We start from the raw sequence: 17,118 nt of genomic DNA, 5'->3' as shown, positions 1-17,118 counted from the left end.
GATGCCTCCCCATCCGCTCTTCGTGCAAGAGGCACGGGGCGCGCACGTCTGGGACCTGGACGGCGACCGGTACATCGACTACGTGATGGCCTGGGGCCCGCTCGTCCTCGGCCACGGTGACCCGCGGGTGGTGTCCGCGGTGTCCGAGGTCGCGAAGAAGATGCAGGTCGTCGGCACCGGCCACCGACTCGAATATCTCGCGGCGGAAGCGGTCCTCGAGGCCGTGCCGCACGGCGAGCGACTGCTGTGGAGCAACACGGGGACCGAAGCGGTGCAGGTCGCGCTGCGCCTCGCGCGAGCCGCCACCGGGCGGCGCCGCGTCCTCAAGTTCGCCAAGAGCTACCACGGCTGGCACGACACCGTGTACGCCGGGATGTCCGAGGACGACTGCGATCGCCCCGCGGCTCCCGGCGGAGCTGGGCAGTCGACCAGCGTGCTTGACGACCTGGTCGTAGCGCGCTTCAACGACGTGCACCTGGCCGAGCGCCTGCTGAGCGAGTCCGTCGAGCGCGACATCGCGGCCGTGCTCGTCGACCCGGTGATGAGCAACGCCGGCGTCGAAGCACCCACACCGCAGTTCCTGTCCACGCTGCGGACCCTCTGCGACCGACACGGCGTCGCCCTCGTCTTCGACGAGGTGATCGCCGGGTTCCGGGTCGCACGGGGCGGGGCGGCCGAGAAGTACGGCGTGCTCCCCGATCTGTCCGTCTTCGGGAAGGCGATGGCCGGCGGTTTCACCCAGAGCGCCGTCGTCGGCCGAGCAGAGCTGGTCGATCAGGTGACGGCCGGCGTCGTTCATGCCGGAACCTTCAACGCCAACCCGATCGCACTGGCGGCCGTCGAGGCGACGATGCGCGTCCTGGCCGATCCCGCGGTCTACGAACTGCTCGAGCGGACCTCGTCCGAGTTCGAGGCCCTCGTCGGTGGCTTGCTCGGCGCGTCTCCCGACTTCGGTCGTTTCAACAGGATCGGCTCGCTCCTCCAGTACGTTCCCACCGGCGGGGCCACCGGGCTCCACGGAACCGGCGGGATCTGGACCGAGATCCTCGAAGGGATGCTGCGTCAGGGCTTCCTGTTCATGCCGTCCGGCAAGATCTTCCTCAGTACGGCGCACACCACCGCCGACATGGAGGCGACGGCCGAGGCCCTCGACCGGCTCCTGCGGAAGTTGTGACGTCCGCATCGAGCCATCTGTAACGCCCCACCCGCCCCGGGCCAGGCCGTATGTCCCGTTCCCCGCGGTCTGGCCCGGTCCACTTTCCCGGAAGACACCATGCTGAACCTCTCGGTCCTGCTCGAGGACTCCGCCCGCACGCACCCGAACCGGGACGCAGTGGTCCTCGGCCCGACGCGTCTCACCTAAGCCCAGGTCGAGGCCGCCGCGAACCGGATCGCCAACCTCCTGGTCGACCGCGGCATCTGGCCCGGCGACAAGGTCGCGCTCAGTTGTCCGAACGTGCCCTGGTTCCCGATCGTCCACTACGGGATCCTCAAGGCCGGCGCCGTCGTCGTACCGCTCAACATCCTGCTCAAGGGCCGGGAGGTCGCCTACCACCTCGCCGACTCGGAGGCGAAGGCGTACTTCTGCTTCGAGGGCGACGCGGGTCTGCCGATGGGTGCGGAGGGACACGCCGGGTTCAGCGAGACCCCGGGCTGCGAGCACTTCTTCCTCATCACCGCCGATCCCGCGGCGGAAAGCCCGATCGAGGGCGTCGAGACCATGGGCGCCGCGCTGCGGGGCACGGCGACGACGTTCGACAGCGTCGGGACCTCGGGGGACGACCCGGCCGTGCTCCTCTACACGAGTGGGACGACAGGACAGGCGAAGGGCGCCGTACTCACCCACGCCAACCTGGTCCTCAACGCCCTCGCGTGCAACCGGCTGTTGGAGAACCGGCCGGCCCTGGACACCCATCTGGTCGTACTGCCGCTGTTCCACTCCTTCGGCGCGACCGTGCAGATGAACGCCGGTTTCTCGACGGCGAGCACACTGGTGCTGCTGCCGCGGTTCGACGCCCGGCAGGCGGTGTCCCTGATGCAGCAGGAGGACATCACCTTCTTCGCGGGCGTCCCCACCATGTGGTGGGGCCTGTTGCAGGCGCTCAGCGACGACGTCGACGTCGAGAGGATCGCGAGGAACCTGCGCGTCGGCGTCTCCGGCGGTGCCTCGCTCCCCGCGGAGCTCATCAGACAGGTCAGGGAGAGGCTGGGCGTCCAGGTCCTGGAGGGTTACGGCCTCTCCGAGACCTCGCCGGTGGTGACCTTCAGCGATCCGGCGCAGGAACCGCGGCCCGGGTCGATCGGCGTGCCGATCTGGGGTGTCGAGGTCAAGCTCGTCAAGCCGGACTGGTCGGAGGTCGAGGACGACGGTACCGGCAGCGCCGTCGGGGAGATCGCGGTCAAGGGCCACAACGTGATGAAGGGCTACCACGGCCGCCCCGAGGACACCTCCGACGCGGTCAGGGACGGCTGGTTCCGCACCGGCGACCTGGCCCGCAGGGACAAGGACGGCTTCTACTACATCGTCGACCGGGCGAAGGACCTGATCATCCGCGGTGGTTTCAACGTCTACCCGCGCGAGATCGAGGAGGTCCTGATGACGCACCCCGCGATCAGCCTGGCCGCGGTCGTCGGCGTGCCGCACGAGAGCCACGGCGAGGAGATCAAGGCGTTCGTCATCCTCGACCGCGGCGCCGAGGTCCGCCCCGACGAGCTGATCGCCTGGGGCAAGGAGCAAATGGCCGGCTACAAGTACCCGCGCATCGTGGAGATCGTCAAGACGCTGCCGATGACGTCCACCGGAAAGATCCTCAAGCGCGAACTCACGTGACCGGAAAGACAAGCGCATTCGTACGGTGGGGAGGACGGCAGATGACAGTGGATGAGGGTCGGCGAAGGGACGCGTTCCTCGACGGGTTCGGCAAGGGGACGGATGCGGCCCCCGACTCGCTCGCGGCCGCCTGGAAGGCGCGCGTGGCGAAGAACCCGAACGGCACGGCGCTCCGTTACTTCGACGGTGCCCTGTCCGCGCGGGAGGTGGACGCGGCATCCGACGCCCTGGCCGCCGCGTTCGAGGCCCGCGGGACCGGACGGGGCGATCGCGTCGGCGTGTACCTGCAGAACGTTCCGCAGTACGCGCTGGTGCTGCTGGCCCTGTGGAAGCTGGGGGCCACGGCGCTGGGACTCAATCCGATGTACCGGCGCCAGGAGCTCCGCCGGATCATCGACGACTCCGGGGCGGTCGGGGTCGTCTGCGCGGACGCGGACGTGCACGAGACGCTCGGCACGCTCGCGGGGAGCACGGTCCGATGGCTGGTCAGCACGTCGGCGCTGGACTACCAGTCGAGGAACGACGCACGGGCCTTCGCGACGACGGAACGCCACGCCCCGGCGCCGGACGGCGACCTGGTGGCGCTGATCGACGAGTTCGAGGGCCGCGCTCCCTCGCCCGTGGAGCTGACCCGCGACGACGTCGCGTTCCTGACGTACACGTCGGGAACGACGGGGCCGCCGAAGGGCGCCATGAACACCCACGGCAACGTCCTGAGCGTGGTGACGACCTGTGCGTCGTGGATGGACGTGAGCGACGGGGACGTCGTGCTCGCAGTGGCCCCGCTGTTCCACATCACCGGCGCGGTGGTCAATGCGACGATCTCCCTGCTCACCGACACCACGCTCGTCCTGACGGGCCGGTTCCACCCCGAGGTCGCCCTGGAGGCCTTCGCCGAGCACGGGGTGACCTACACGATCGGCTCCATCACGGCGTACAACGCGATCTACGAACTTCCGCAGGCGGGACCGGAGCACTTCGCGTCGGTGAAGGCCCTGTACTCCGGGGGCGCGCCGATCCCGCCGGCGACCGTCGAGCGGTTCCGGGAGCGGTTCGGCGTCTACCTCCACAACGGCTACGGGATGACGGAGACGACGTCCGCCGTCATCGCCGTGCCTCCGGGGAGCAGGGCCCCCGTCCATCTGCCGAGCGGGACGCTGTCCGTCGGCAAGCCGCTGCCGCACCTCACGGCACGCGTCGTGGACCTGCACGGCGACCCGGTGCCCAGTGGGGAGCAGGGCGAACTCGAACTGAGCGGGCCGCAGGTGGTGCCCGGGTACTGGGGCAAGCCCGAGGCCACTCGGCACACGATGCCGGAGGGCCGGCTCCGTACCGGTGACGTCGCCGTCATTGACGAGGAGGGCTGGGTCTACCTGGTGGACCGGCTCAAGGACCAGATCAACGTGTCCGGGTACAAGGTCTGGCCGCGCGAGGTCGAGGACGCGCTGTACGAGCACCCGTCGGTCCTCGAGGCCGCGGTTGTCGGGCAGCCGGACGAGTACCGCGGAGAAACCGTCGTCGCCTACGTCTCGCTCAAGGCGGGTCTGAACGCGACGGCGGAGGAGCTGATCGCCTTCTCCCGCGACCGGCTGGCCGCCTACAAGTGTCCCCGCACGATCCACTTCATCGCCGACCTGCCCAAGACCCAGAGCGGCAAGATCCGGCGCGCCGAGCTCCGCGGCCTCGACGGCACCGGGCCGGCATCGCCCCTGAAGGACTGACCCATGAACGAGAACCACACCGACCGCGGCCGTTTCTCGGGCCGCACCGCCATCGTGACGGGAGCGAGCCGGGGCATCGGTCTCGCCATCGCCGAACGGCTCGTCGCCGAAGGGGCGCGCGTGTGCCTGACCGCGCGCAAGGCCGGGCCGCTCGAAGAGGCCGCCGCCGCCCTCCCCCGGGGCAGCGTCATCACCGTCGCCGGTAAGGCGGACGACCCCGAGCACCGCCGCGAGGTCTTCGACACCGTCGCCCGCGAGTTCGGCGGACTGGACGTCCTCGTGAACAACGCGGGCATCAACCCGGCGTACGGCCCCGTCGTCGGCTTGGACCTCGACGTCGCCCGCAAGGTCCTCGAGGTCAACGTCCTCGCCACCCTCGCCTGGGTGCAGGACGCGGTCGCCTGCCCGAAGCTCGGCTTCACCGACCGCCGCGGCACCGTCGTGAACCTCTCCTCGGTGACCGGCGACACCCCCGCGCCCGGCATCGGCCTGTACGGCGTGAGCAAGGCGGCGGTGTCCCATCTGACCAGGACCCTGGCCGTCGAGCTCGGCCCGGAGATCCGTGTCAACGCCGTGGCACCCGCGGTGGTGAAGACCCGGTTCGCCGAGGCCCTGTACGAGGGCAAGGAGGCCGAGGTGGCCGCGGAGTACCCCATGAGGCGCCTCGGCGTCCCGTCGGACATCGCCTCCGCCGTGGCCTACCTGGCCTCGGGGGACTCCTCCTGGGTCACCGGTCACATCCTCACCGTCGACGGCGGGCTCACCGTCGCCGGCGGCACCGCGTAAACCGCGCTCACCCGACAAAGGACAGCCATGACTTTCCCTCATCCTCCGCCCGAGGTCGCCGAACTGCGCGACCGCACGCGCCGGTTCATACGCGAGGTCGTCATCGACGCCGAACCCGCACCGGGCGGACGTCTCGACCAGGCCACCCGTGACCGGCTGCAGGCGGCGGCGAAGGAGGCCGGCGTCTTCGCGCCGCTCGTGCCGAAGGAGTACGGCGGACAAGGGGTACCCATCGAGCACTGGTCCCCGATCCTGCAGGAGGCCGGCTACTCGCCGATCGGCCCCAGCGCGCTCAACTGCATGGCCCCCGACGAGGGAAACATGCACATGCTCCACCTGATCGCCACTGAGGAACAGAAGAAGCGGTACCTCGCACCCCTGGCCGCGGGCGAGATCCGGTCCTGCTTCGGCATGACCGAGCCCCACCCCGGAGCGGGCTCCGACCCGGCGGCGCTGCGGACCACGGCCGTCCGTGCCGACGACGGCTGGATCATCGACGGCCACAAGCGGTTCACCAGCGGCGCCGGCGGCGCCGGATTCTGCATCGTGATGGCACGCACCCCGGCCGTCGACGGCTCCCCCGAGGGAGCCACCATGTTCCTCGTCGACATGACGAACCCCGGCATCCGGGTCGGCGAGGCGATCCACACCGTCGACCGCTCCATCGACGGCGGCCACCCCCACCTGTACCTCGAGAACTGCTTCGTCCCCGACGAGGCAGTGCTCGGCGAGGTCGGCCTCGGCTTCCGCTACGCCCAGGTACGGCTCGGGCCGGCGCGTCTCACCCACTGCATGCGGTGGCTGGGGCTGGCGCGTCGGGCGCAGGACATCGCGCTGGACCGGGCCGCAAGGAGAGAGCTGTTCGGCGGCACGATCGATTCCCTCGGCCTGGCCCAGCACCTGATCGCCGAGTCGGTCATCGACGTCGAGACGTCCGACGCGATCATCACCAAGACCGCGGCGCTGCTGAACAGCGACCCCAAGGCGGGGTCCGCGATGTCCTCGATCGCGAAGGTGCACTGCTCGGAGGCGATCTTCCGGGTGATCGACCGTGCCATCCAGATCTGCGGCGGGGACGGGGTCTCCGACGGGCTCCCGCTGGCGCAGTACCTCAACGAGGTCCGCTCGTTCCGCATCTACGACGGTTCCAACGAGACCCACAGGTGGGCCGTCGCCCGCCGGGCCTCGACCGGCCGCGCCGCCGCGGTCCGCGCCGGTGAGCCGTACCGGGGCGACGCCGTCGTCGGCCGGGACGGGGGCGCGTGATGCACACCGTTCCCGACGGGGTGGAAGTCGTCGCCGACCGGGAGTGCGCCCGCCGCCTCGACAGCCCTCCGCTCCTGGTCCTCGACGCGGTCGCCGGCTTCCTCGACGCACACGGCATCGGCAGCGGCCCGCTCGCGTGGCAGCGCATCGGCGACGGCCATTCCAACGTGACCTACCTGATCGAGCGCGGCGGCGAGTCCGTCGTCCTGCGCCGTGGCCCGCGGCCGCCGCTGCCGAAGTCGACGCACGACATGGTGCGCGAGGCCCGCATCCAGAAGATCCTCGGCGGGCACGGGGTGCCCGTGCCGGAGATCCTCGCGGTCTGCGAGGACGAGTCGCTGCTGGGCGTGCCGTTCTACCTCATGTCCCGGCTCGACGGGACGGTCGTCACCGACACGATCCCGGCCCACCTCTCCCCCATCGAACAGCGCCGGGCCACCAGCGAGGAGGTCGTCGACACGCTCGTCGCCCTGCACGGCATCGACGTGACCGAAGGGGAACTCGCCACCCTCGGCTCGCCCCAGGGATACCTCGGTCGCCAGGTCGACCGGTTCCGCGGGCTGTGGGAGGTCAACACCACCCGCAACCTGCCCGCGGTGGAGTCGATCGCGGACTGGCTCGCCCGCAACCTGCCGAGGAGCCAGGCCGCCTCGGTGGTGCACGGTGACTACCGCATGGGCAACCTCATGTTCGCGCCCCAGGCGCCGGCCAGGGTCCTCGCGATCCTGGACTGGGAGATGGCCACGCTCGGTGACCCGCTCGCGGACCTGGGGTACCTCACCGCCACCTGGTCCGAGGCCGGCAACCCTGCCACCCCGCTCGAACTCACCCGGGTGACCCGGTCACCCGGCTACCTCACCCAGCGCCGGCTGGCAGAGCGCTACCAGTCCCGCACGGGCCTCGACCTGACCCCGCTGCCCTGGTACCAGACCCTCGCCCTGTGGAAGGCGGCGATCTTCTGCGAGGCCATCTACACCCGCTGGCAGCGCGGTGAGCGTCCGAACGACACGGTCTTCGGACCGTCGCTCGAAACGGGTGTCCCCCGGCTCCTGGAGCGGGCCGGGCGGTACGCCAGCTTGACGGCGACCAGCCGCCGCTGACACCCGACGCGTCCCGGTACGGGGCGCTTCAGCAACCTCGCCGTGGTGGCTGCGTCGATCCCGGAGATCCCCGCTCCGATGATCACCACATCGAACTCCTCGACGGCGTCCAACACTCAGCCGTCATGGCGTTGTCTCGCTGCTCGAGTTGGGCGTGACCGGCTTGTGCACCGTGCACCGTACCCATGGGGAAGCGGGTGCTCAGTGTCGTTTCCACTGCGGCCGTGGCTGGCGACAGTGAGGTACGAGGTAACCGCCACAGGCGAAGTTTCGTATTGCTAAACACCGTGTCGTGGGCGTGCCGACTTGGGCGCCCAGGGGAGTGCCCTTGAGTAATCAGACTGTCATTGTGGGTCTCGGTGCCACTGGTCGGGCCATCGCTTCTTCCTTGCTGCAACGCGCGGACGTGGAGATCGTCGGAGCAGTGGACCAGGACCCCCGCGTGGCTGGTCAAGACCTCGGAGTGCTACTTGATGGCCCCGCGATCGGCATCCTCGTCGTGAGCGACCTGGACGGCCTGCCCGCCGCCGACCTCGCGATCGTGGCGACCACCTCGGATCTGAACCAGGTCGCCGGCACCCTGCTGCCGCTGCTGGAGCGTTCGTACAACGTCCTGAGCATCTGCGAAGAGCTCGCCTATCCCTGGCAGAGCCATCCCGACCTGGCCCGGCGGCTCGACGAGACGGCCAGGGCGAAGGGCGTGACCGCCCTGGGCAGCGGGGCGAACCCGGGCACCTTGATGGACACCCTTCCCCTCCTGCTGACCGCACTGACCCAGCGCGTGGAGAACGTGCGCATCCGCCGACGGACGAACATGTCGCGTTACGGCGCGATCCTGTCGAAGTTCGGCCTCGGTCTGACCGCGGAGGAGTTCGAGAAGGCTCGCAGCCGGGGCGAGGTCGTCGGCCACTACGGCTTCGAGCAGGCCCTCGGAGCGCTCGCGGCGGGGCTCGGGTGGGATCTCGACTCGGTGGACGTGGGCGAGGTCGAACCCGCCGTCGTGACGACCTCGCCGCGCGTCGGGCGGCACAGGCGCATCGAGCCGGGTCAGATCTCGGCCGTCACCCATGCCGCCCGCGGCGTGCTCAAGGGCGAGACGGTGATCGACCTGGAGATCACATTCGGGTTCTTCGAGCCGGCCGACGAGGTGACCGCGGGCGACGACTACCGGATCGTCGGTGAGGAGCAGGTCATCGACCTTCGTTCCTCCGTGGGCTTCGGTTCCTTCCTCAGCACGATCGCGGCGGCTGCCAACGCCGCCACCGCGGTCGTCGAGGCACGACCCGGACTCCTGTCGATGGCAGACCTCCCGGCCCGCGCGCTCGCGGCCAAGGGAGAACGCCGAGCATCCCGGGCCCCGCTCCGAACCACCACTCCTCAGAACTGAGACGGAGACACAGAAGACGGAAAACCTGCTGCTCGCCATCTTCACACGTCTCGTCGAAGAGACGCCCGTCACGGTTGATCTGCTGGACGGGAACGAGGGCTTGCGGCGCGTGCCGAGCAGGTCTTGGCGCGAAGCATGACGTAGGACAAACACCCCACCTAAACGAGACCAGGACAGCATGAGGACCGACGACACGAAATACAGCAGCTTCACCGGCTGGATCGACCGGCCGAACGACGTGCAGCCTGCACTGGACGGCGATCTCACCTGTGACATCGCCGTCATCGGCGGCGGCATGGGTGGCATGGCGGCTGCGCTGCGCCTCGCGGAGCGTGACCAGGACGTGGTCCTGCTGGAGGCCGAGTTCTGCGGATACGGCTCAGCCTCGCGCAACGGCGGTCAGATCGCCGGGGCACCGGGTGGTGACCTGCGGATGCTCAGCCTCCAGTCCCCGAAGAAGGTGCCGGCCATGGTCAAACTGGCGGAGCACGCGGGCCACTACGTGGAAGACCTCATCAAGACGCACGACATCGACTGCGACTATGTGGCGAACGGCCTGGTGTGGGGTGCGGTCTCACCCCTCATGATGCTCAGGGTGCGCACCCAGGCGGCGGTCCTGCGCGCCTTCGGTGGGCACGGGACTGTCGGCAGCAGAGAGGAACTCGGCCTCCCTGCCGGCTTCGTGGGCGGTATGCGGGAATCCATCGGCGGGATGCTGAACCCGGGCAAGCTCGCTCGTGGTGTGCGTCGCGCGCTGCTCGCCTCCGCGGCCAAGGTCTTCGAGCAGTCGCGGGTGAGCGATGTCCGCCGGACAGGCAGCACCGTCGAGCTCACGACACCGCATGGCACCGTGCGGGCCAACAAGGTGGTGCTTGCAACCAACGTCTACGGCGGCGAGTGGGACATCTGGCCCAAGAACCTCGCGACGCCGCTGTACGTCATCGAGATCGAGTCGGAACCCATCGCGCCGGAGCGGCTCGCCGCACTGGGCTGGACCAGCCGGTCCGGCATCATCACCCAGCACCAGTTGATGACCCACTACCGGCTCACCGAGCGCAACACCATCGTCTGCGGGGTCCGCCAAGCGCAGCGAGGCCCGGCCTTCCCGCTCCCGGACCGGGTCCCGGATCCCCGTGTCGTGCAGGACATGGGGAAGGATCTGGCCAATCGGTTCCCGTCGCTGTCCGACGTGGCCATCGAGCGGGCCTGGGGCGGTTGGATCGGCATCAGCCCGGACTGGCTGTCAACTGCCGGGCAGGTGGGTGACAACGTCTTCTACTCGATGGCCTGCAATGGCCACGGCCTCTGCCAGGTGCCGTACGTGGCCCATCAGATCGCCGACTACATCGTCGACGGTGAGATGCCGGATGACCTCGCCGGCATCTGGTCGGACGCCGCGAAGTACTCGCCGTCGATGTCGCTGCTGCTGCAGCCGCTCGTCCTCCGAGCCGTCTGGGGGATCGACCGGTTCAACGACTTCTTCAACGGCAGCAGGACGCTGGCCCGGCGGACGCTCCGTCGTCGCCAGCGCGGGAACTCCTGAAGGTTTGGGTGGCGCCTGGTCCGTGACGACGTGGCGTGGGGTCGCCACCCGCTACGACAAGACCGCCGAGTCCTACGAAGCAGTCGTCGCCCTCGCATCACTCCTGGTGCGGGCCTGACATGTGACGACAGAACCTAGGCCGCTGCTCGCCGACGAGAGCCGGCGCGACCTCCTCTGCGGAGGCCGCGCCACCGTCGAGCCCCCGCGGTCGCAGACAGGGAGTTCCGACGGGTACGGAGCGCGGCCGACCGACTCCCTCGCTCGTCCTCAACGACTGCGCCCTCTCCCACGCCCGCTCACGCCGTGTCCTTCTTCCTTTCCTTCAGAGAGAGGTCCCGTGCCCTCCGTTTCCTCCCAGCATGCCCGCCGTGACACACGGATGCTGGTCACTGTCAATGCGCTGCCGCTCGCCGTCGGTGTCCTGCTCTCCTGCTCCACGACCCTCGGAGAGATCTCCGTGTACGGACGTCTCACCCTCGGTATGGCGTGGGCGCTCACGCAGCTGGTCGTCCTCGTCGGCGGGACCTGGTGGCACGAGAACCGAGCCGCGTCCTCCTTCGAACCGACCTCGGCGACGACTGCCGCCTCTCGTTCGGCCGGGGGCGCGTGGTGACGAGGCACCTCCTGAGCGTCGGCTCGCCCGATCTCATCGGCACCGCCGCGAGGGGCGCGGTCATCACCGCCTTCCTCGTCTTCATCGGCCTGTGCCTCCTGTGGGTCTTCACCCTCGCCACGCAGGACGACGCCCCGGAACGCCTCTACGTCGCCGACCGGTCTCTCCGGCCCGTCTTCAACGGCGTCGCGATGGCGGGAGAACAGATCACGGTCGTCATTCTGGTCTCGCTGCCGGGAGCGATCGCCATCTTCGGCTACGACGGAGTCTCGACCGCCGTCGACAGCGCCCTCGCACTCGGCGTCCTCCTGCTCCTCGCCTCCAGGATTCGCGCGACCCGCCGCTACACCCTGGGCGAGCTGTTCTCCCTGCGTGCCGAGGGACCGGGAGCACGGATCGCCGGTGCGGTGGTGACCCTGTGCATCGCCGTACCCCTGCTCATGGTCCAACTGCGGGCCGGCGGCATCACCGCCTCCCTTCTGATCGGCATGCCGAGCGAGCGGGCCCAGGTGGTGTGCACGGTGCTGATGGGGTTCCTGATCACGTGTTTCGCAGGAGTGGCCGATCTGCGCGGCACCAGTTTCGTGCAGGTCGCCAAGGTGCCCGTAGCCCTGGCGACGCTCGCCGCGGTGACCCTGCTGGCGCTCCGCCTGTTCGACTGGAGTCCTGGATCACTGCTGTCTGCCGCCATGGACAAGAGCGTGTCGCCGGACGAGTACCTCAGCCCCGGACTGTGGGCGAACTCCGCCGGTTTCGGGCCGCTCGGCACGCTCAGTGACCACATCGTCGTCATCCTCGGTACGGCGATGATGCCCCACCTGCTCCTGCGCGTCAGCGCCAGCCGGGACGTTCCCGGCGCTCGACGCTCCCTGAGCGTCGCCGTAGGGCTGACCGGCCTCTTCTACCTGCTCCTGGTCACGACCGGCTTCGCCGCGGCCGCGGTGGTGGGCAGCGGACGGATCGGGGCGGTCGACGCGAAGGGGCAGGGCGCCCCGATCCTCCTGGCCTCGGAGGTCCTCCCCCACCACCCCACCGGCCGCGTCGTGCTCATCACCCTCGTGGCCTGTGTCGCCTTCCTCGCCATCCTCACCGCCGTGGCAAGCGTGACCTTCGCCGCCGCCGTCTCCGTGACCCGCGACCTGATCGGGCAGAAGGACCGTACCCGGCTCGGGATCGGGGAGCCGACGGTCCTGCGGCTGTCCGTCGTCGCGCTCTGCGCCGTGAGCATCTTCCTCACCACCGCCGTACACCGCTACCCCATCGAGTTCCTCCTCGCCTTCTCGCTGAGCCTGGCGGCCTCATGCGTGTTCCCGGCGCTCGTCTACTCCTTCCTCTGGCCCGGCTTCGACCGCCGAGGGCTGCTGTGGCTCGTCTACGGAGGGCTGCCCCTCTGCGTCCTGCTGACCCTCTTCTCCCCCGCCGTGTCCGGGACGGCGTACGCGCTGCTGCCGGAGGAGGATTTCAACCTGTTCCCGCTCCACACCCCCGGGCTGGTCTCCGTCCCGGCAGCCTTCCTCCTCGGATGGCTCGGCAGCGCGCGTCCGTGGGAGCGGCCTGCGGGAACCCGCCGCACGGCATGGGGAGACACAGGAGATCGGGGACGCGCCCCGATTCCTGACCGTGGCGCCCCTCGGACGGGCATCGGCTCCGACCGGGACGGCGTCACCGGGTAGATCCGCTGAGACTGCGAACGCTCGGGATCTGGGCCGACGACCCCGCGCGGTTGCGCCGCCGCTCTCTTACGACTGTCGACGGCCGGAGGAGAGCGGCGGTGCGGCCGGCCTGTGCATCGTGCACCGGGCCCGAGCGAAGCAGGTGCTCGCTGTCGTTCTGGCCGGCGGTCGTGGCTGGCGAAAGTGAAGCCACGAGCCCCGGGAACAGCGAGAAAACGCCATGCCGATCGAACTCATCCGACCGTCGCCAGGACAACGCACGGTCGACCAGGAAAGCCAGGACGTCGGCAGCCGTCGAGGGCCCGGTCAACCGGAGTTCTCATCAAGGGAGAGAATCCACATGACAACACAGAAGCAGCCCCAGACCCTGCCGTCGGTGGCGGCTGACACGCCGAAGGACGAAATTCTCCAGCTCCTGACCCGCGACGGCGGCGTCATCGTCAAGAACTTCCTGACGAAGGAGCAGATGAACCGCTTCAACGCCGAGATCGAGCCTCCGCTGCAGGCACTTCGCCCGGGCTCGACCCACTCGAACGAAATGGTGGCCGCGTTCCACGGCAGCAACACCAAGCGGCTGACCAACCTGGTCACGCACAGCGCCACGTTCCGCAACGAGATCCTCGAACACCCCCTGGTCCACGAGGTCTGTGACCAGGTCTTCCTCCCGGAGTCGGGCACGTACTGGATGACCACCGCGCAAGTGATCGAGATCGGCCCCCACAGCCAGGCACAGATGCTGCACCGGGACCTGGAGAACTGGTTCCCGTTCATCGGGATGGGGCCCGACGGCCCGGAAGTCACCCTCAACTTCCTGATCGCCCTGACCGACTTCACGGAGGAGAACGGCGCCACCCGCGTCATCCCCGGGAGCAACCACTGGAGCGACTTCGAGGACCGCGGGACTCCGGAGCAGACGATTCCCGCGATCATGAACGCCGGAGACGCCCTTCTGTTCAGCGGCAAGACCGCGCATGGTGGCGGCGCGAACCGGACCAGCGACGAGTACCGGCGGGCCGTGGCCTTCGCCCTCAACCCGGGCTTCCTCACCGGCGAGGAGGCGTACCCCTTCCTGGTCGACATGGAGATCGCCAGGACGCTCTCGCCCCGTGTCCAGCGCATGCTCGGGTTCCGCTCCCAGTACCCCACGGGCTCCCCCGGCCTGTGGCAGGTCGACTACGCCGACCTCGGCAACTACCTCGGTCTCTGAGAGCCGACCTGATCGGCTCACGTGTCGTGACTCCTGACCTCAGGGTTCCGACACGGTGACGGGGCCTGAGCCGGCGGCAGCCCTTCCCGAAGATCCGTCTCGTGCTCACCCCTGAGCGGTAGGTGCGGTGGCCGGCTCGCTCCGCACGCGCGGACGAACCGGCTACCGCCCTGCCATCGCCCGAGGACCGACGGCACCTTTCAGGCGCCCTGCCCGCTGTCCAGTGCCCCGACCATGCCGGCCACGATCACCGTAACCCGGGAAGTCCAGCGCCGCCTCGTCCTCCACAGGTTGTCGGCATGGAAGGCGACCGCGAAGGCGACCAGAACGCAGATCCAGGCGACGACGACGAGACCGAGCGGCATCAGGACTCGCGCGGTCGCCGGGCCGATCGGCCCGTCTCCTCGATGACTTGGCCCATCCACTCCGCGACGTCGGTGATCGGGATGCCGTTCCCGAGGGCGCTGGAGGCGAAGTAGTGCCGAAAGCCTTACATCCCCACGCCCTCGTCCGGGGGCGGTCCGCGAACAGCTTCCTCACTCGCCGTCGCTCCATGCCTACGGTGAAGTAGCCACCCGGGCCACGCAGCAGGTAGCCGTCCTTCGTGGCGCCGTGCGTGGCCTCCTGACGCTCGACCGCCTCCCGTACCGATCGCGGCAGGGGCATCTCGCGGAACTCCCCCGCCTTGCGGTGCTTCAGTTTCGCCGGCCTCAGCGTGTTGGAGTGGATCTGCTCGCGCACCCGGTACACGTCCTGCGCCCACGACGTTGTCGACGTTCACCGCCCGCGCCTCCCCACAGCGCAGACCACAGTCGGCCACCATGACGATCTGCAGTGCGAGGTCCTCATCGGCCACGGTCAGTGCCTTCGTCACGTAGCCGAGAGAGGGAATGGCGACCGTTCCCCGCACGTAGTCCGGTGCCTGGGCTCCCTTCACCGGGTCGTCCGCCATGGCCACCTTTGGCGAACGCGTCGCGAAGAACGGTCTTGAGGACCCAGAACATGTTCGCCTGGTTGCCCCGCCCGACCCCATCGCCTTCCATCTCGTCAAGAAAGCGCTCGACAACCATCGGCGTGACCGAATTCAGCTTCCTTGCCCCCATGCGAGGAACGATGTGCACGTTGATCGAGCTGTCGACGTGCCAGCCCGTGGAGTAGTCCGTCATCCTTTGCTGCCGGGGCCGCCACTGCTTCGCGTACTCCTCGACCGTCAGCTGACCCAGCTCGCGGCGGGCCGCCGCCACCGACGGCGCTGTGGTCTTCTTCACCGCGTACAACTGCGTGAGGCGTTCGATCGCATCGTCTTGTGTGCCATAACCAGATTCCTCGCGCCGCTTGCCCAGCGCGTCCCGGAAGCGGATCGAGTACGGGTGCGCAGCGGGTGGGCTTCGCGCAGCCGCAGTCCTTGAAGAAGGACCCCATGCCACGGGTGAGCTGTCGGGCCATGTCACGCACCATCCGTTCCAGCCCAAGAACCTGCTCAGGCGCCGCACTATCGGTCGCAAGTCAGCAAGCAAGGACACGTCCGGGACGCATGCTGACCGTTTGCTGACCTGAAGGGGGCACATGATGCCCCTGACCTGCGGCAACGCCAAATAGCTAGATCTTGGACTTGAACATGGTACGAAGCACGAAGAAACTCCCGTTTTGTCGCTCCCTGCCCGCTTCTGCGGGTCAAGGGCCATGTCCGGAGGCTACAACGTTTCGCATGCGTGGTCAGCTGTCGCTGGGTGTCTGAGGACTCACACTGAGCCGTTGCCGACTTCGGTGATGGCGCGTCAGTCGTCGCCCCGCGCGGTCGGTCGGCCTGCCGGGGCGGCAGGGCTCCGAGTCCGGCTGACCGGTGAACGCACAGGCGCGCGGGGCCGATTCCAGGAGCTCCAGGTCACCGATAGCCTGTGTCACCATGACGCGCGCTTGGACCCTGCCCCTGATGCTCATGCTGTGCGGCTCAGCCGTCGCGACCGGGCTGATCCTCAGGAACGAACCCGGCTCAGGCGTAGCATTCCTGCTGGTGTTCGTGATGCTCGCCGTCGTCAACTCACCCCTGGTGTTCCCGAGGTCGATCGATGCGGTGGAGGCACGGCGGCGCAGCTCGGTCGACGGCCGCCCGGTCGTCTACTGGCGGCCAGGCTGCACGTACTGTCTGCGACTGCGTGTACGGCTGGGCCGCGGCGCCCATCGGTTGCACTGGGTCGACATCTGGCGTGACCCGGCTGGGGCGGCAGCGGTGAGGGCGGCCAACGAGGGCAACGAGACCGTCCCGACGGTCGTCGTGGCGGGCCGCCCGTACACCAATCCCGACCCCGCATGGGTGCGCGAACAGCTCTCCACGACTCCGTGACCGGACGTGGCCCCTGTGGAGAGGTCGATCCCCTCGGCGATGCGCGCGGCCCGGTCCGCCATGTCCTCGGTTTCCGGCACAAGAGGGTCGCTGGATCGGCTTGGCCGGCGCGTTGTCGGACTCCAGGCCGCCGAGCGCCACCGTGGCCTTCGCGGGACGGTGACAACCGGCAGCCTCCGCTGATCCCGCACCCTCCGGCGTCCCCGGATCGGCTGCTCGGATCACGTGCTCCGGCCGCGCGCCCGGCTCAGCTGCTTGACTTCGATGATGGTCGCGACGGCACGCAGCCAGTCGGCCGCGGTGTCGTCGGCGGCGATCCCGCCCGCGAGTTCGGTGCCGGCCCGCAGCCACTCCCGTACGAGGACGGCCGCCTCCCGGCGAGGCAGGGGCTCGGGCAGCTCCGCGGCGCGGGCGAGTCCGCCGGCCCGCACCGTGTCGGCGAGGAAGGCGACCGAGCGTGGCTCGGTGCCGAGGCGGTCGAGGGTGACCGCCGCGGCCGCGGCGCCGTCGCCGAACAGGGCGGTGCGCCGGGGGCCGGGCCCGGCGGTGAGGCCGTAGCGCAGCAGGACCGTGATGTCGAGCCGGGCCAGCTCGTCGTCCGTGCGGTCCGGCGGGTACGGGGCGTCGTCGTTCATGGCGGGGCCTCGG

Annotated in this window: 15 protein-coding genes and 1 pseudogene; 13 read left to right on the top strand and 3 right to left on the bottom strand. The window is 69.3% G+C overall.

The features are described 5' to 3' along the window. Positions 1–22: 22 nt before the first annotated feature. The 12 genes and pseudogenes from ABZ484_RS14435 (at position 23) to ABZ484_RS14380 (ending at position 14,126) form a co-directional block, all read left to right on the top strand. Positions 23–1,174 carry an aminotransferase class III-fold pyridoxal phosphate-dependent enzyme gene (locus tag ABZ484_RS14435; RefSeq protein WP_358866195.1) on the top strand — a complete coding sequence of 384 codons (1,152 nt, stop codon included), beginning with the start codon at positions 23–25 and terminating at the stop codon, positions 1,172–1,174. 201 nt (positions 1,175–1,375) lie between these two features. Beyond that, positions 1,376–2,419, top strand: a pseudogene (locus tag ABZ484_RS14430) (AMP-binding protein); the annotation flags it as partial. Beyond that, positions 2,417–2,830 (top strand): hypothetical protein, encoded by a 414-nt coding sequence (locus ABZ484_RS14425; protein ID WP_358866222.1) that lies wholly within the window; start codon positions 2,417–2,419, stop codon positions 2,828–2,830. The pseudogene ABZ484_RS14430 and the gene ABZ484_RS14425, both read left to right, overlap by 3 nt. Before the next feature lie 41 nt (positions 2,831–2,871). Next, positions 2,872–4,551 carry an AMP-binding protein gene (locus ABZ484_RS14420; protein WP_358866194.1) on the top strand — a complete coding sequence of 560 codons (1,680 nt, stop codon included), beginning with the start codon at positions 2,872–2,874 and terminating at the stop codon, positions 4,549–4,551. A gap of 3 nt (positions 4,552–4,554) precedes the next feature. After that, positions 4,555–5,337 (top strand): SDR family oxidoreductase, encoded by a 783-nt coding sequence (locus ABZ484_RS14415; protein WP_358866193.1) that lies wholly within the window; start codon positions 4,555–4,557, stop codon positions 5,335–5,337. Positions 5,338–5,364: 27 nt separating this feature from the next. Next, on the top strand, positions 5,365–6,603 hold the full coding sequence (locus ABZ484_RS14410; RefSeq protein WP_358866192.1) for an acyl-CoA dehydrogenase family protein: 1,239 nt from the start codon (positions 5,365–5,367) through the stop codon (positions 6,601–6,603). Then, positions 6,603–7,703 carry a phosphotransferase family protein gene (locus ABZ484_RS14405; RefSeq protein ID WP_358866191.1) on the top strand — a complete coding sequence of 367 codons (1,101 nt, stop codon included), beginning with the start codon at positions 6,603–6,605 and terminating at the stop codon, positions 7,701–7,703. Before ABZ484_RS14410 ends, ABZ484_RS14405 begins: the two co-directional genes overlap by 1 nt. A 442-nt stretch (positions 7,704–8,145) precedes the next feature. After that, complete coding sequence (locus ABZ484_RS14400) at positions 8,146–9,090, top strand: dihydrodipicolinate reductase (protein ID WP_358866190.1); 945 nt, start codon at positions 8,146–8,148, stop codon at positions 9,088–9,090. 178 nt (positions 9,091–9,268) lie between these two features. Next, entirely contained in the window at positions 9,269–10,633 is a 1,365-nt protein-coding gene (locus tag ABZ484_RS14395; RefSeq protein ID WP_358866189.1) for an FAD-binding oxidoreductase, read from the top strand. A 379-nt stretch (positions 10,634–11,012) separates the two neighbouring features. Then, positions 11,013–11,246 carry a hypothetical protein gene (locus ABZ484_RS14390; RefSeq protein WP_358866188.1) on the top strand — a complete coding sequence of 78 codons (234 nt, stop codon included), beginning with the start codon at positions 11,013–11,015 and terminating at the stop codon, positions 11,244–11,246. Continuing rightward, a complete protein-coding gene (locus ABZ484_RS14385; protein ID WP_358866187.1) occupies positions 11,243–12,919 on the top strand; it encodes a transporter in 1,677 nt (558 codons plus the stop codon). Before ABZ484_RS14390 ends, ABZ484_RS14385 begins: the two co-directional genes overlap by 4 nt. 340 nt (positions 12,920–13,259) lie before the next feature. Next, positions 13,260–14,126 carry a phytanoyl-CoA dioxygenase family protein gene (locus ABZ484_RS14380; protein ID WP_358866186.1) on the top strand — a complete coding sequence of 289 codons (867 nt, stop codon included), beginning with the start codon at positions 13,260–13,262 and terminating at the stop codon, positions 14,124–14,126. A 200-nt stretch (positions 14,127–14,326) separates the two neighbouring features. On the opposite strand, the gene ABZ484_RS14375 is transcribed toward ABZ484_RS14380, so the two are convergent. Both ABZ484_RS14375 and ABZ484_RS14370 read right to left on the bottom strand, forming a co-directional pair. Further along, on the bottom strand, positions 14,327–14,491 hold the full coding sequence (locus tag ABZ484_RS14375; protein WP_358866185.1) for a hypothetical protein: 165 nt from the start codon (positions 14,489–14,491) through the stop codon (positions 14,327–14,329). 480 nt (positions 14,492–14,971) lie between these two features. Beyond that, positions 14,972–15,577 (bottom strand): hypothetical protein, encoded by a 606-nt coding sequence (locus ABZ484_RS14370; RefSeq protein ID WP_358866184.1) that lies wholly within the window; start codon positions 15,575–15,577, stop codon positions 14,972–14,974. A gap of 455 nt (positions 15,578–16,032) precedes the next feature. On the opposite strand from ABZ484_RS14370, the gene ABZ484_RS14365 reads away from it, so the two are divergent. After that, the gene (locus ABZ484_RS14365; protein ID WP_358866183.1) at positions 16,033–16,470 is read left to right on the top strand and encodes a glutaredoxin domain-containing protein; all 438 of its coding nucleotides are present in this window, start codon (positions 16,033–16,035) and stop codon (positions 16,468–16,470) included. Between the two features lie 221 nt (positions 16,471–16,691). Here ABZ484_RS14365 and ABZ484_RS14360 read toward each other — a convergent pair whose 3' ends face one another. Further along, the gene (locus ABZ484_RS14360; RefSeq protein WP_358866182.1) at positions 16,692–17,105 is read right to left on the bottom strand and encodes a hypothetical protein; all 414 of its coding nucleotides are present in this window, start codon (positions 17,103–17,105) and stop codon (positions 16,692–16,694) included. Positions 17,106–17,118 lie beyond the last annotated feature (13 nt).

Source organism: Streptomyces sp. NPDC006393, from assembly GCF_040628575.1.
Lineage (GTDB): Bacteria > Actinomycetota > Actinomycetes > Streptomycetales > Streptomycetaceae > Streptomyces.
The sequence above is the reverse complement of the archived record's forward strand: the minus strand, read 5'-3'. Positions and strand labels throughout refer to the sequence as shown.

Excerpts from the sequence above, each read along its gene's own strand:
- ABZ484_RS14380 (WP_358866186.1), top strand. The coding sequence starts at position 13,260 with ATGACAACACAGAAGCAGCCCCAGACCCTGCCGTCGGTGGCGGCTGAC.
- ABZ484_RS14390 (WP_358866188.1), top strand. The coding sequence starts at position 11,013 with ATGCTGGTCACTGTCAATGCGCTGCCGCTCGCCGTCGGTGTCCTGCTC.
- ABZ484_RS14395 (WP_358866189.1), top strand. The coding sequence starts at position 9,269 with ATGAGGACCGACGACACGAAATACAGCAGCTTCACCGGCTGGATCGAC.
- ABZ484_RS14420 (WP_358866194.1), top strand. The coding sequence starts at position 2,872 with ATGACAGTGGATGAGGGTCGGCGAAGGGACGCGTTCCTCGACGGGTTC.
- ABZ484_RS14410 (WP_358866192.1), top strand. The coding sequence starts at position 5,365 with ATGACTTTCCCTCATCCTCCGCCCGAGGTCGCCGAACTGCGCGACCGC.
- ABZ484_RS14415 (WP_358866193.1), top strand. The coding sequence starts at position 4,555 with ATGAACGAGAACCACACCGACCGCGGCCGTTTCTCGGGCCGCACCGCC.
- ABZ484_RS14375 (WP_358866185.1), bottom strand. The coding sequence starts at position 14,491 with ATGCCGCTCGGTCTCGTCGTCGTCGCCTGGATCTGCGTTCTGGTCGCC.
- ABZ484_RS14425 (WP_358866222.1), top strand. The coding sequence starts at position 2,417 with ATGAAGGGCTACCACGGCCGCCCCGAGGACACCTCCGACGCGGTCAGG.
- ABZ484_RS14405 (WP_358866191.1), top strand. The coding sequence starts at position 6,603 with ATGCACACCGTTCCCGACGGGGTGGAAGTCGTCGCCGACCGGGAGTGC.
- ABZ484_RS14360 (WP_358866182.1), bottom strand. The coding sequence starts at position 17,105 with ATGAACGACGACGCCCCGTACCCGCCGGACCGCACGGACGACGAGCTG.
- ABZ484_RS14365 (WP_358866183.1), top strand. The coding sequence starts at position 16,033 with ATGACGCGCGCTTGGACCCTGCCCCTGATGCTCATGCTGTGCGGCTCA.